The 13,285-nt window shown below is 62.6% G+C and carries 10 protein-coding genes and 1 pseudogene; 8 read left to right on the top strand and 3 right to left on the bottom strand.

All coding sequences use genetic code 11. The annotated features are described in order from the left end of the window. The first annotated feature begins 55 nt into the window (after nucleotides 1-55). The 6 genes and pseudogenes from IVB07_RS26305 (at nucleotide 56) to IVB07_RS26280 (ending at nucleotide 6,909) form a co-directional block, all read left to right on the top strand. Nucleotides 56-883, top strand: coding sequence for a metal-dependent phosphohydrolase (locus tag IVB07_RS26305; RefSeq protein ID WP_026233269.1), 828 nt, complete (start codon nucleotides 56-58; stop codon nucleotides 881-883). Between the two features lie 12 nt (nucleotides 884-895). Next, nucleotides 896-1,784, top strand: a pseudogene (locus IVB07_RS26300) (alpha/beta hydrolase). 135 nt (nucleotides 1,785-1,919) lie between these two features. Continuing rightward, nucleotides 1,920-2,546 carry a GTP cyclohydrolase I FolE gene (folE, locus tag IVB07_RS26295; RefSeq protein WP_018456940.1) on the top strand — a complete coding sequence of 209 codons (627 nt, stop codon included), beginning with the start codon at nucleotides 1,920-1,922 and terminating at the stop codon, nucleotides 2,544-2,546. Between the two features lie 27 nt (nucleotides 2,547-2,573). After that, nucleotides 2,574-4,097 carry an FAD-dependent oxidoreductase gene (locus IVB07_RS26290; protein ID WP_204510659.1) on the top strand — a complete coding sequence of 508 codons (1,524 nt, stop codon included), beginning with the start codon at nucleotides 2,574-2,576 and terminating at the stop codon, nucleotides 4,095-4,097. Between the two features lie 179 nt (nucleotides 4,098-4,276). Next, nucleotides 4,277-5,485: an ABC transporter substrate-binding protein gene (locus IVB07_RS26285; RefSeq protein WP_018456938.1), complete on the top strand. Its 1,209-nt coding sequence runs from the start codon at nucleotides 4,277-4,279 to the stop codon at nucleotides 5,483-5,485. 194 nt (nucleotides 5,486-5,679) lie between these two features. Continuing rightward, complete coding sequence (locus IVB07_RS26280) at nucleotides 5,680-6,909, top strand: acyl-CoA dehydrogenase family protein (RefSeq protein ID WP_018456937.1); 1,230 nt, start codon at nucleotides 5,680-5,682, stop codon at nucleotides 6,907-6,909. 87 nt (nucleotides 6,910-6,996) lie between these two features. Here the strand turns inward: IVB07_RS26280 and IVB07_RS26275 are convergent, their stop codons facing one another. Next, a complete protein-coding gene (locus IVB07_RS26275) occupies nucleotides 6,997-8,334 on the bottom strand; it encodes an epoxide hydrolase family protein (protein ID WP_247363440.1) in 1,338 nt (445 codons plus the stop codon). A 634-nt stretch (nucleotides 8,335-8,968) separates the two neighbouring features. Between IVB07_RS26275 and IVB07_RS26270 the strand changes: the two genes are divergently transcribed. Together IVB07_RS26270 and IVB07_RS26265 are read left to right on the top strand one after the other, a co-directional pair. Beyond that, a complete protein-coding gene (locus IVB07_RS26270; RefSeq protein ID WP_085352210.1) occupies nucleotides 8,969-9,460 on the top strand; it encodes a septal ring lytic transglycosylase RlpA family protein in 492 nt (163 codons plus the stop codon). A 362-nt stretch (nucleotides 9,461-9,822) separates the two neighbouring features. After that, entirely contained in the window at nucleotides 9,823-10,581 is a 759-nt protein-coding gene (locus IVB07_RS26265) for a cupin domain-containing protein (RefSeq protein WP_018456933.1), read from the top strand. Between the two features lie 57 nt (nucleotides 10,582-10,638). Here IVB07_RS26265 and IVB07_RS26260 read toward each other — a convergent pair whose 3' ends face one another. After that, on the bottom strand, nucleotides 10,639-12,609 hold the full coding sequence (locus tag IVB07_RS26260) for an AI-2E family transporter (RefSeq protein WP_026233267.1): 1,971 nt from the start codon (nucleotides 12,607-12,609) through the stop codon (nucleotides 10,639-10,641). 103 nt (nucleotides 12,610-12,712) lie between these two features. Further along, a complete protein-coding gene (locus tag IVB07_RS26255; RefSeq protein WP_018456931.1) occupies nucleotides 12,713-13,027 on the bottom strand; it encodes a hypothetical protein in 315 nt (104 codons plus the stop codon). Between the last annotated feature and the right edge of the window lie 258 nt (nucleotides 13,028-13,285).

The following is a 13,285-nucleotide window of genomic DNA, read 5'->3' as shown; positions in this document are numbered from 1 at the left end:
AGAATGAGACGTCGGGAATTGGCGTGGAAAACCACCGACAGACGGGGCTGCATCCATGATGACGTTACCGAAACTGGCGGCGGACTCCCTTGAAAAATTGCTGGGCTCGTTCATGCGTCGCCGGTTCGACGAGCCCTCTGCGCGCATCGTCGAGAGCGCAACCCGCACGGCGATGGAATGCATCGGCAATAGCGACGCGCTCTATCACAATATCGAGCATACGATGCTGGTGACGCTGGCGGGTCACTCCATCCTCAGCGGCCGATATCTTCACGCCCATCTGTCGGCGGAAGACTATGTCCATGTCCTGATCGCCTGCCTGGCCCATGACATCGGCTATGTGCGCGGCCTGTTCGAGGAGGATGACACCGATGGCTTCGTCATCGATGCAGCCGGCACCAAGGTGTCACTGCCGCGCGGCGCCTCGGATGCAAGCCTGATGATGTATCATGTCGACCGTTCCAAGCTTTATGTCTCGCGGCGGCTGCGACACATTCCGGGGCTCGATCCGGAGCGCATCGCCCGCGCCATCGAGGGCACCCGGTTTCCGGCCCGGGAAGGCCAGGACTATGACGACGAGGCCTCGATCCTGCGCGCGGCCGACTTCATCGGCCAGCTCGGCGACCCCAATTATCTGCGCAAGGCCAATGCGCTCTACTACGAGTTCGAGGAAGTCGGCATCAACCGCCAGCTCGGCTACGATTCGCCGGCCGACATCGTGAACCGCTATCCGCAGTTCTATTGGAATAGCGTCGCGCCGCACATCCAGACCGAGATCGGTTACCTCAACAAGACCGAGATCGGTCGGCAGTGGATCGCCAACCTCTACAGCAACGTGTTCCGCGCCGAGCGTGACATCACGTTATCCGGGCCGCAAAAATAGCTCCGCTTTCTAATGCAACAAAAAACGGTCACCACCGATCCTCGACATCGCCTATCGCGAATACGGCGCGCCGGACGGCTGGCCCTGCATCATGGGTCACGGCTTTCCCTACGACGTGAACGCCTATGCCGAGACCGCGCCGATCATGGCGCAAGCGGGCGCCCGGGTGCTGGTGCCCTGGCTGCGCGGCTACGGGCCGACGCGATTCCGCTCCGCTGCGACGTTGCGCTCCGGCGAGCAGGCGGCGCTGGGCGCCGATCTGCTGGCCTTCATGGATGCGCTTGGAATTGCGCGCGCGGTCGTCGGCGGTTACGACTGGGGCGGGCGCGCAGCCTGCGTGGTCTCGGTGCTGCATCCGGAGCGCGTGATCGCGCTCGTCTCGGGCAATTCCTACAACATCCAGAACATCGCGCGCTCGATGGAGCCGGCTTCGCCACCGGAGGAGGCGGCGCTCTGGTATCAATATCTCTTCCACAACGAACGCGGCCGCCGTGCGCTGGAGCGCAACCGGCGCGGTTTTGCGCGCCAGCTCTGGTTGATGTGGTCGCCGAGATGGGCCTTCGACGACGCGACGTTCGAGACCAGCGCCATCTCGTTCGACAATCCTGATTTCGTCGATGTCGTGATCCACTCCTACCGTCATCGTTACGCGCTGGTCGCGGGCGACCCCGCCTATGCGGCGATCGAGGCGAAGCTCGCCGCCCAGCCGCCGGTTCAGGTGTCGACCATCGCGATCGACGGCGACAGCGACGGCGTCAATTCCGGCACCGCGCACCATGCACGCAAATTCGAGGGCTTTTTCGAGCGGCGCGTCTTTGCAGGGGCCGGCCACAATTTGCCGCAGGAGCGGCCGGCCGAATGGGCCCAGGCCGTGCTCGACGTGCGGAAAGCGGCCTCATAGCGCCGGATTTCTCGTCCCGCTGTCTTGCCGCTCTCACAGCTTCCAATTTTTCCTGATTCCGGGAACCTTTTCCGATCGCAGCCGTCCAAGCTGTGGGCCGCCTTCTGTATGCGGTTCGTTGCAGGGGAGTTTTCGATGAAGACGCAAACGCGCAGGCTGGAACGTGTCGCGGTCGCGCAGGCGCCGAGCGAGCGGCCTGAAAGGGCGGAGGTCGAGCAGGCGATCCGGACCATGATCCGCTGGGCCGGCGACGATCCCGCGCGCGACGGTCTGCGCGATACGCCGGACCGGGTCGCGCGCGCCTTCGAGGAGTATTTCTCCGGCTATGCGCAGGATCCGACCGAAATCCTGCAAAAGACCTTTGAGGAGATCGAAGGCTATGACGAGATGATCGTCCTGCGCGGCGTTCGCTTCGAAAGCCATTGCGAGCACCACATGGCACCGATCGTCGGCCGCGCCTGGGTCGCTTATATCCCGCAAGGGCGCGTCGTCGGCATCTCCAAGCTCGCGCGTCTCGTCGACATCTACGCCAAGCGGCTTCAGATCCAGGAGAAGATGACCGCGCAGATCGCCAACACGATCAACGACGTGCTGAGGCCCGAAGGCGTCGGGGTCATCATCAAGGCGACGCATCACTGCATGACCACGCGTGGCGCACATAAGCCCGGGACAGATCTCGTCACCAGCCGCATGCTCGGCGTGTTCCGCGACAATGCGTTGACACGCCAGGAACTGCTGGGGCTGGCCAATTCGGACGATTGATCCGCGACGGCTCAAGGAGGCAACGCCATGACCGAAGACAAGAAGCCAAGCGGGCCCGACCTGAGCCGAGGCGTGACGCTCGCCGCGTTCAAGGACGGCAAATTGCTCGGCCATGTCGGCGAGGAAGACGTCCTGCTGGTGCAGGCCGGCAGCGAGATCTTCGCGATCGAGCCGACCTGCAGCCACTATCACGGTCCGCTCGCGGAAGGACTGGTAGTGGGCGACACCATCCGCTGCCCCTGGCATCATGCCTGCTTCTCCTTGCGGTCAGGCGAGGCGACCCGTCCGCCGGCGCTGAATGCGCTGGCGTTGTGGGAGGTCTCGCGCGATCAGGACAAGATCGTCGTCCAGCGCAAGCGCGAGATGCCGAAGCCTCCGGCGTGTCACCGGACGGCGCCAACGCCGGAAAAATTCGTCATCATCGGTGGCGGCGCGGCGGGTTTCGCGGCGGCGGAGACGCTCCGTCGCGAGGGCTTTGCCGGCGCCATCACCATGCTCAGCAATGACAGCGCGATGCCGGTCGACCGGCCCAATCTTTCCAAGGATTACCTCGCGGGCAACGCGCCGGAGGATTGGCTGCCGCTGCGAGGCGAGGACTATTATCAGGACGCCGGCATCGATCTCAGGCTCAACACGAATGTTGCCGCGATCGAGGCGAAGACGCGCAGCGTGACGCTGGGCAACGGCGACAGGCTGCCGTTCGACCGGCTGCTACTCGCGACCGGCGCCGAGCCGGTCCGATTGCAGATTCCGGGTGCCGACCAGCCCCATGTCTACACCCTGCGCTCGGTCGCCGACAGCCGCGCCATCATCAAGGCGGCGGGCAGCGCGAAGCGGGCGCTGGTGATTGGCGCCAGCTTCATCGGCCTCGAAGTCGCGGCCTCCTTGCGGGCACGCAAGATCGAGGTGCACGTGGTCGCGCCGGACGAACGGCCGATGCAGAAGGTGCTCGGTCCCGAGATGGGCGACTTCGTGCGCGCGCTGCATGAGGAGAACGGCGTCAACTTCCATCTCGAGGACACCGTGGAAAAGCTGGACGGCACGCGCGCCACGTTGAAGAGCGGCGGCGTGATCGAGGCCGACCTGGTCGTGGTCGGCATCGGCGTCAAGCCGCGCCTTGCGCTTGCCGAGCAGGCGGGGCTTGCGGCCGATCGGGGCGTCAGCGTGAGCGAATATCTGGAGACCAGCGTATCCGGCATTTTCGCGGCCGGCGACATCGCGCGCTGGCCCGATCCGCATTCGCGGCAAACCATCCGCGTCGAGCATTGGGTGGTGGCGGAGCGGCAGGGCCAGACCGCGGCGCGCAACATGCTCGGCAAGCGCGAGCGCTTCGAGGCCGTGCCGTTCTTCTGGTCGCAGCACTATGACGTGCCGATCAACTATGTCGGCCACGCCGAGAGCTTCGACGACATCGCGATCGACGGTAGCATTTCCGGCAAGGACTGCCTGCTGAAGTATAGCAAGGGCGACCGCGTTCTTGCGGTTGCTTCAATTTATAGGGATCTCGACAATCTCAAGGCCGAGCTGGAGATGGAGCGGACACGCGGCTGAGGCGCGCATCCGGTCTCGATTTGCGTCAATGGTGCTGCCCGCGAGGGCGGCTGTGCACCGGCTGATCAGCAACTCGACGCAAGACCGCCTTGCGGAACTCCGCTGATCTGACGTGCTGGCAAGAAGCAGCACGCCGCGCGCCTTCCGAGTCGCGCGGCGATCATCACCGGGGAGAAACCATGAAAGCCGCTTTGGTCCTGGCTGCAGCCTTGGCTGCCTGCCTGTCCACGCCTGTCTCCGCGCAGAAATCCTACGGTCCCGGCATCAGCGACACCGAGATCAAGATCGGCAACACCATGCCCTATAGCGGCCCCGCTTCGCCCCTCGGTATCACCGGCAGGGTGATCTCGGCCTATTTCGACGAGGTCAATGAGAAGGGCGGGATCAACGGCCGCAAGCTCAATCTCCTGTCGCTCGACGACGCCTTCTCGCCGCCGAAGACCATGGAAGCGGCGCGGCGGCTGGTCGAGGGTGACGGCGTCGCCTTCATCTTCGCGACCATGGGCACGGCGCCAAGCTCGGCGATCGCGAAATATCTCAACAGCAACAAGGTGCCGCAGCTGTTTCTGATCAGCTCGGCCTCGAAGTGGAACGATCCCGCCAACATGCCCTGGTCGATGGCGCTGCCATGGGCACCGAACTACACCAGCGAGGCCGCGATCGACGTCGCCTATGCCCGCGCCAAGAACCCGAATGCGCGCTTCGCGGTGCTCTATCAGAACGACGACGCCGGCAAGGAATATCTGCGCGGCGTCAAGGAAGCGCTTGGTGCCGACGCCGACAAGGCGATCGCGATGGCGTCGAGCTTCGAGGTCGCCGACCCCACCGTCGATTCCCAGGTGCTGACGCTCGCCAACACCAAGGCCGACGTGTTCATGATCTATTCGGTGACGCCGCGCGCCTGCGCCCAGGCGATTCGGAAAGCGCATGAGGTCGGCTGGCAGGCGACGCGCTTCCTCGCCTCGGGCTGTGCCAACAAGGCGACCGTGATGGTCCCGGCCGGCCTCGATGCCGGCAAGGGCGTGCTCTCGCTCGGCTCGCTCAAGCCGTTCGTCGAGGCGCCGAAGGACGATCCGGCGATGACGGCCTATATCGATTTCATGAAGAAGCGCCTGCCCAATGCCGACGTCAACAACGTCGCGGGTCTCTACGGCTACACCGTCGCCGAGGCATTGGTGGTCTTGCTGAAGCAGTGCAAGGACAATCTGACGCGCGAGAACATCATGGCGCAGGCGGCCAATTTGAAGAACGTGCCGCTATCGCTACTGATGCCCGGCATCACCCTCAACACCACGCCGCAGGATTTCCGCCCGATCAAGGACGGCTATATGCTCCAGTTCAATGGCAACGACTGGATCGTCGCCAGCGAGCTGCTGCGCGGCACGTGAGGGGCACGCGAGCGGCAGCATAGACAGTGCACCCTCTCCCCTTGCGGGAGAGGGTGGATCGCCGCGAAGCGGCGAGCCGGGTGAGGGGTATCTCTCCGCGAGTCGTCTCTACATTTGAACTCGCGGATACAACCCCTCATCCGGCGCTTCGCGCCACCTTCTGCCACAAGGGGAGAAGGGAACAGGAGGACCCCATGGATTTTCAACACTCCGAACGTTCGCTGGAGCTGCAGGAGCGGGTCCGCCGGTTCATGCGGACGCATGTCGAGCCGGTCGAGGAGCTCTACTACGAGCAGGTGAAGCCGGAAGCGACACGCTACAGGACGCCGCAGATCCTTCAGGACCTGAAGCGGCTGGCGCGCGAGCAGGGGCTTTGGAACCTGTTCCTCTCCGGCGAGCACGGCCAGGATCCCAACAACACTGGCTTGACCAATCTCGAATACGCGCCGGTGAAGGAGATCATGGGCCGCATCCTCTGGGCGCCGGAGGTGTTCAATTGCTCGGCGCCCGACGTCGGCAACATGGAGGTGCTGGCCAATTACGGTACGCCGGCGCAGCAGGAGCGCTGGCTGAAGCCACTGCTGGAAGGGCGCATCCGCTCCGGCTTCTCGATGACGGAGCCGCAGGTTGCCTCCAGCGATGCCACCAACATCCAGTGCGAGATCAGGCGCGACGGCGGCGACTACGTCATCAACGGCCGCAAATGGTTCACCTCGGGCGCGATGAACGAGGATTGCGAGATCCTGATCGTGATGGGCAAGACCGCGCCCGACGATCCCGATCGCCACCGCCAGCAATCCATGATCCTGGTGCCGAGAGCGACGCCTGGCGTGCGCATCGTCCGCGACATGCTGACCTACGGCTATGACGACGCGCCGGTCGGCCATCCCGAGATCGTCTACGAGAACGTTCGCGTGCCCGCGGAGAACATCCTGCTCGGCGAGGGCCGCGGCTTCGAGATCGCGCAAGGCAGGCTCGGCCCCGGCCGTATCCACCATTGTATGCGGCTGATCGGCTGCGCCCAGCGCGCGCTCGAATTGATGTGTCAGCGCGCGGTCTCCCGCACGGCCTTCGGCAAGCCGCTCGCAGAACAGGGCTCGGTGCGTGAGGACATCGCGCACTCATTCTGCGAGATCGCGCAGGCGCGGCTCTTGACGCTGCAAGCCGCCGACAGGATGGACCGCGAGGGCAACAAGATCGCGCGCGACCTGATTGCGGCCGCCAAGATCGTGGTGCCCAGCATGGCCGCCCGCGTTATCGACCGCGCCATCCAGATCCACGGCGCTGCCGGCGTCTCGCAGGACACGTTCCTGGCGCGTGCTTACGTCTACGCCCGCTTCATCCGCATCGGCGACGGACCGGATCAGGTGCATCTGGCCGCGGTGGGGAAGGAGCTGATCAAGCGTGGCGGGGTGATGGGCTAGCAAACGCCATCACTGACGGCCCCATTTCTTCTTTCCCGCGCAAAGCAAGGCGGCATGAACACCTTGCCGGCGGCGCCTTGACCACCGTCACTGGACCAGATGTGCGGGCCGAAGGGGCCTGAATGCGGCGCGCAGCTCGGCGGAGAAAAGCGCCGGCTGCTCCCAGGCAGCAAAATGACCGCCTTTGTCGACCTCGTGGAAGTAGGTCAGGTTGCGATAGGCGCGCCGGGCCCACGTCTCCGGGGCTTGATAGCTCTCGCCCGGGAAGACCGTGATGGCCACCGGCAGTGAGATCTCCGCAGTCTTCTCCGGACCTGCAAGGGCGGGACTGCGCCCGCTATATTCCCAGTAAAGTCGCGCCGAGGAGGTGGCGCTGTTCGTCAACCAGTACAGCGTGATGTCGTCCAGCACCTCGTCGCGGGATTTTTCGGAGTCGGTGTCGTCGAACTTCCAATGCGAGAAGCCGGGATGTCCGAGCATCCAGGCTGCCAGGCCCGCGGGAGAATCCGTCAAGCCGTAGCCGATCGTTTGCGGCCTCGTTCCCATCATCAGCGCGTAGGACCGGTTGCCCATCTTGCCGGCCGCACTGAATGCATCGAACGCCGCGCGTTCCTTGGCGGAGAGGTCTGCCGGAGCAGGCCCGCCGGCCGCGAGGATCGCGGCGATATCGGGCGGGACGATCGCCGGCAAGTTGATATGGATGCCGAGCAAGCCTGCCGGCGCCAGCCGTGCCATCGCACTCGAGACCGGCGAGCCCCAGTCGCCGCCCTGCGCGACATAGTGGGTGTAGCCCAGGCGCTTCATCAGTTCCGCCCAGATGCGCGCTGTGTGGTCGGGACCCCAACCGGTATCGACCGGCTTGCCGGAGAAGCCATAGCCGGGCATCGAGGGGATCACGACGTCGAACGCGTCCTCGGGCCGGCCCGCATGGGCCGTTGGATCGGTGAGTGGATCGATCAGCTTGAGCTGCTCGAATACCGATCCCGGCCAGCCATGGGTTATGACGACAGGCAGGGCATTGGGATGTTTGGAGCGGACATGAATGAAGTGGATGTCGATGCCGTCGATGTTGGTCATGAACTGCGGAAGTCGATTCATCTTCGCTTCGATCTTTCGCCAGTCGTAGGCCGTCCCCCAATAGTTGAGGAGGGACTGGAGCTTCGCCAGCGGGATACCTTGGGAGTGATCGGAAACAGTCTCGCGATCGGGCCATCGCGTCGCCAACACGCGCCGCCGAAGCTCCACCAAGTCCTCCTCCGGCACGGCAATGTGGAAGGGGCGAATTGTGCTTTCGCCCGCGGCCGCCGCTCCACGCAGCGGAAACACGCTCGTGGAAATCACCGCTGCAATTCCAACCGCTGCCGTGCTCAAAAGCGCGCGCCGGCTTCTGTCGATGGTGTTCTCGGAATTGTATGGCATCGGCATAGGACACCTTCCTGGCTTCAGGCGATCGGAGCCTGCGGAGCAGGGCAGTCCTTCGTCTGGCTCTGCAACATGGCTCGGAAGCTGGTCAATAGCTCGTTAAGGCTTGTTAGATGCTGTGAGCAGTTGCGTGATGCCGGGCAGGGTGAAGGAAGACAAGCTCAGCATTTCTGTCCCATGTCCGCTGACACGGACGGAGTGAACAAGCTGACGGGACTCTGTGCGCCGGCTCGTTGTCCGGGAACGCGTTCAGCAGCGGGCCTCGCTGCGCAAGGACATCGCAAACTCTCTCTCTGCGACATCGCGCAAGCAAGCCTTCTCACGCTAGGTGGCTGCCTCCGCCGCAGCAATGATCGCTTCTGCCAAAACCAACGCCGATAAGGATGAAAACACGGTCAGGCAGGCGAGCGCATCGATTGGCCTGATTGGTGGCGCCGTAGAGTCATGCCGTCGCGCGATTTCACTGTCGCCCTCGTCGTCATGCTGTTGACGCAATGTCTGTCTTAGACGGCGACAAGTAAAACACGTGCTGGAACTGTTGAGGTTCCTACAAACGGTTCCGGAGCCAGGGGTTGGCTCGATCCGCAAAACGATTTGCGGCATCGGAACCGAACAATCGAAAATCACAGGAGATATAATGGGGTTCCGATCGAGCGCCGCAATCTGCGGCGCCGTGATTGCACTTGCCGTTTCCGTTTCTATTGCGCGATGTGAAGCTGGTGGGGTTCACTCAAGCGCTGTCGACAACGCCGCTTCCGGGGAAACGATCGTTGGCGCGGCATCCATGTACAATCCGTTCAAGCCAGGCAAAGAGGAGGGCGGCCCGAAGACGGCTTCCGGCGAGCGCTATGACCCCTCGGTCTGGTCGGCCGCCATCAAGACGAGCTTGCGCAAGAAATTCGGTGGGGTCCAATTTGGCGCGAAGCCGAAATACGCCCTCGTCGAGGCCGTCGGCAAGAAGGTCATCGTCAGGATAAATGACGTGGGACCGCTACGGCCCGGCCGCATCATCGACTTCAATGAGCGGACGATGCGCCATTTCGATCCGAGCCTGGAGCGCGGGGTCATTCCCGATGTCAAAGTTCGGCCGCTTGCTGGTGGCGATTGGACCCCCGGACCAGTTGGCTGAACCGTCGCACCAGGAGGTCGCGCAGCACGGCCCTTCCACAATAGGCGAAACGCTTCGATGGCTCTCCATGCGGTCGGCGAGGCGTTGCCCACCGGCGCGACGGTGGTCGGATGTTTGGGAAAACCGACATATCTCCATGCTCGACCAAAGCCGAATAGCGGAGTGAAATCTGCGCGTCTAGATTGAAAGAATGGAAAGGCAAGTGGGGCGGGCAGCCGTTGCTCCGGCGGTCTCATCAACTTGCTTTTTTCCGACGGTTTTTATCAGCGTTCTACGCCCACGCATGTTCGCCAGTATCGATGTCATTGCGAGGCAGTGCCACTGGAGCGGTGTGCGATTGCACGCAACCGCGGAGAACGCAGATGAGCAGCTTCCCTTGGCCCTTGTGGCAAAAGCACAAGAACAAATCGCTGGATCGTGCGGAGCCTCCTTCGGACAAGGTGGAGCCTTCGTCCGAACAGTTCGAAGGCGGGGGTCGGCGACACCTGCTGCAGGCGCTGTCCGTCTTCGCCGCCGGCAGCGCGTTGGGGGAGATGTCAAACCCCGCCGAAGCAAAAGACTCCAGTGATTTGCCACCTCCAAGACGTGCACTGACCGGCCGCGATGAAGCCGGCAAGTCGGTGTTGAAGTCTTTTGAGGTGACTCCAAAGCTGGTGGAAATCGATGCCAATCCAGGACTGACTTTCTATGAACTGTATATGACTGAGGGAGTGCCAGGACTGACTGGCCTGGAGCCGGATCCGATGTCGGCAGGAACGAAGGCGTTTCCGGGGCCTGCGGGGACCATCTTTCGATTGATCTCGTATCCGCCGAAGCGTCCTGAAGGTTGGAAGCCGCCGCCTGGCGTCACGTTCGAGAGTGGGCTTAGAGAAATGTCGGACAAGATCCCCGGCATGGGAGATCATTTTGAGCGCGGCGCTCCAGGGATGCACACATCGGATACAATAGACTACGGAGTCGTGGTTCGCGGCGAGATGACGCTGGAATTGGACGACGGCCAGAAGGTCCATTTGCGTCAGGGTGATTGCATCGTGCAAAACGGAACGCGCCATCGCTGGCGCAACCCATTGCCCGAACCCTGCCTCATGGCGTTTGTTTCGATCGGCGGGAAGCGCGCCTGACGCGTGGAGACCTGGCGCCTCGTTGGCTGAAATCAGCCATGTCTAGCGTACAAACTGCTAAGCGGCCGTGATCTTCGAAGCCGGGCCTTCGGCTCCAGTGCCAAGGGAGTCCACACCCGTCGCCTCTATGCAGAGTTTAAGCGCCCCGCCCAGAGTTGCAGCAGCCAGATCCGCCTTGGCACCTTCCCGCAGGCTTTCCAGCGCCGCTGGGTCGATGTCCTTCATCCAGCAACCCAGAATGATTGTGGCCTTCGGCAATTTACGGCGAAGGCGTCGCACCGAGTAACGCATGTGGGCGGGGCTGCTTGCATCCATATAGACGAGGCAGACAATGGCGACCCCGGTGGTCTCCAGCCGGAAGATATTCGCCGTCGATAGCGCTTCCGCTGCTTCAACTCGTGCCGACAAGCCATGCGCACCGGTCAGTTGAGCCAGCATGATCGCAGCGGCTTCGTCGATCGGATTTCGCCCGGCCACACAGAGGACGGGATGTTCGCCTTGCCATCCAGTGGGCAAGTCCTCCTTGCGCAGAACCCGCAGACTCTCATAAGGCGCGTCCTCAGCCACGCCCTCTATGGCAGATGTAGCTTCGACATCTGTGGTCGGGCCGACCTTCGGCGGCGGACGCTCATCCTGCTCCGAAATGTTATTGGCAAATTCCTGGACCGCATCCCTGATTTTGGTCAGCCGGTCGGGATCCAGAGCGCCGCGCTCGGCATCCGCTTGAGCCAGTTGCAGTCCTCGCAGGGCGACTTCGTCGTAATAGGAGCTGAGAGATCGCTCCTTCAAGAACTCCTCGGCTTTTGCAGATGCTTCTGTCGGGTCGCCGGCGAGCATCCGCTGATAGAATATCTCAGGCGGAGAGAGTGCTGGTCGGTCTCCAAACATGACGTCCAGGAACTCCAGCCGCTCGACATGGCGGCCCAGTACGACGAGACACACCGTGAGTGGTGTCGCCAGAACGAGGCCGATCGGACCCCAGAGCGCCGTCCAGAACGTCGCAGAAGCCACAACGGCCACCGGCGACAGTCCCGTGCTGTGTCCATAGACCATCGGCTCCAGCACATGGCCGACGACGGGCTCCACCACCACGAACAGCGCGATCGTCCAAAGCAGCATCGTCCAGGTTGGATCGACCGCGACCGCGAGAGCGAGAGGAAAGGCGGCGGCGATGACCGCCCCGATGTAGGGCACGAAGCGCAGCACTGCTGCCAGAATACCCCACAGGATCGCGCTTGGAACGCCGATCAGCCAGAGACCCATTCCGATGACGATGCCGAAGCTGCCGTTCACGAGAAGCTGGATAAGGAAAAGCCGGCTGAGGCGGCTCGCCGCGTCATCAAGGGCAGCCGTGGTGCGCTGCAGGTCATCCGAACCGGCCAGCCTGATCAGACGATTACGAAGATCCTCGCGTTGAAGCAAAATGAAGATCACGAATATGACGATGATCCCGGTCGTTGCGAGCGGATGAAGCAAGGGTGAAATCAGCGTTTGCAAGCTCTCCAGCGCGCCGGGATCGGGCTGAAGCACTTCCACAGGAACGGGCCTCGGCGCGGCCGCTTTCGGAGCTGCTATGGTCCCCAACGAATTCGTGGCCTCCTTGGGCTTGTCGAGTTCTTTGCTGAGGTCCTTCAACATGCTCGAAGCCCGCTCGAGCGTGCCTCGACCAGCGGTGGTCTCACGGAAGGATTGGATCTTCTCGCTTATTGTGGACTGATATCGCGGCAAATCGCCAGCCAGCTGCGTGAGTTGGGTAGCAAGGAGACTGCCCATCGCAAATATGAATGCGAAGGCGATCACGACCACGCTCACCACAGCCAAACTGCGTGGAATGCGCAGACGCTGAACCAGTCGAACCAGGGGCGCCAGCACGAAGCTGAGCAAGACGGCCAGCGCTATGGGGATGATGATCTCGCGACCATAATACAGCACCATGACAATGATCGCGGCGAGAATGGCCATCGCCACGGCGCTCAATAGCGAAATCAATTCTTCCGGTGTTCGTGCTTTGAATGGCTGCCTGATCACAGCTCCTCGCTAGGCCGGGAAAAGCGGCGAGTTTGTTGACGTCCAGTGAGTTCAAAAAAGCCGCGGATTGCTCCGCGGCTTTTGCATTCACAGGATTCGTATCTCAGTAGCGGTCGGTGCCGATCCCGACGCTCACGCCGGGAGCGCGGAAGCCGATGCCGCTGCGCTCTTCATAGCCGCGCCGCTCGATGTAGCGCTCGCGAGGCGCATATCCGTAGGAATCGCGCCCTTCGCGGATGATGACACGGCGTTCGCCGCGCTCACGCCAGCAACGACCGTCTTCGTTGCAGACCATGCGCACGTTCTGAATGTTGCTGTCCGGAGCGACAGACAGGGTGGGAGACAGCGGGGCTGCAGCAGCGGCGGTCACGAGAAGGGTACTTGCTGCGGCCGCCAGAGCGGCTGTGAAAAATTTCATCGTGTTTCTCCCAAATGTGATGTGTCAGTGAGGCAATAGACTGGGAACCCAATGGTTCCATGGCTGAACAGATATCGTCAGCTGCCGCCATTCTGTTCGCAGGCATTCCCTGCCCGAAAGACAGGTGAACTCGCCATGATTGGCGATCATGACCTGGAAGATGGGATTGCGGAGAGAGGCATCGCGCGGTCTCTGTGAAGATCGGCTTCGAGATCCTGCCGGCCCAGCGCGGAAAGCTCCAACATTGACATCATGCTC

This window comes from Bradyrhizobium sp. 172 (assembly GCF_023101065.1).
GTDB classification, from domain to species: Bacteria; Pseudomonadota; Alphaproteobacteria; order Rhizobiales; family Xanthobacteraceae; genus Bradyrhizobium; species Bradyrhizobium canariense_D.
This window is presented reverse-complemented; position numbering and strand designations above follow the sequence as displayed.

Excerpts from the sequence above, each read along its gene's own strand:
- IVB07_RS26305 (WP_026233269.1), top strand. The coding sequence starts at position 56 with ATGATGACGTTACCGAAACTGGCGGCGGACTCCCTTGAAAAATTGCTG.
- folE (WP_018456940.1), top strand. The coding sequence starts at position 1,920 with ATGAAGACGCAAACGCGCAGGCTGGAACGTGTCGCGGTCGCGCAGGCG.
- IVB07_RS26290 (WP_204510659.1), top strand. The coding sequence starts at position 2,574 with ATGACCGAAGACAAGAAGCCAAGCGGGCCCGACCTGAGCCGAGGCGTG.
- IVB07_RS26285 (WP_018456938.1), top strand. The coding sequence starts at position 4,277 with ATGAAAGCCGCTTTGGTCCTGGCTGCAGCCTTGGCTGCCTGCCTGTCC.
- IVB07_RS26280 (WP_018456937.1), top strand. The coding sequence starts at position 5,680 with ATGGATTTTCAACACTCCGAACGTTCGCTGGAGCTGCAGGAGCGGGTC.
- IVB07_RS26275 (WP_247363440.1), bottom strand. The coding sequence starts at position 8,334 with ATGCCGATGCCATACAATTCCGAGAACACCATCGACAGAAGCCGGCGC.
- IVB07_RS26270 (WP_085352210.1), top strand. The coding sequence starts at position 8,969 with ATGGGGTTCCGATCGAGCGCCGCAATCTGCGGCGCCGTGATTGCACTT.
- IVB07_RS26265 (WP_018456933.1), top strand. The coding sequence starts at position 9,823 with ATGAGCAGCTTCCCTTGGCCCTTGTGGCAAAAGCACAAGAACAAATCG.
- IVB07_RS26255 (WP_018456931.1), bottom strand. The coding sequence starts at position 13,027 with ATGAAATTTTTCACAGCCGCTCTGGCGGCCGCAGCAAGTACCCTTCTC.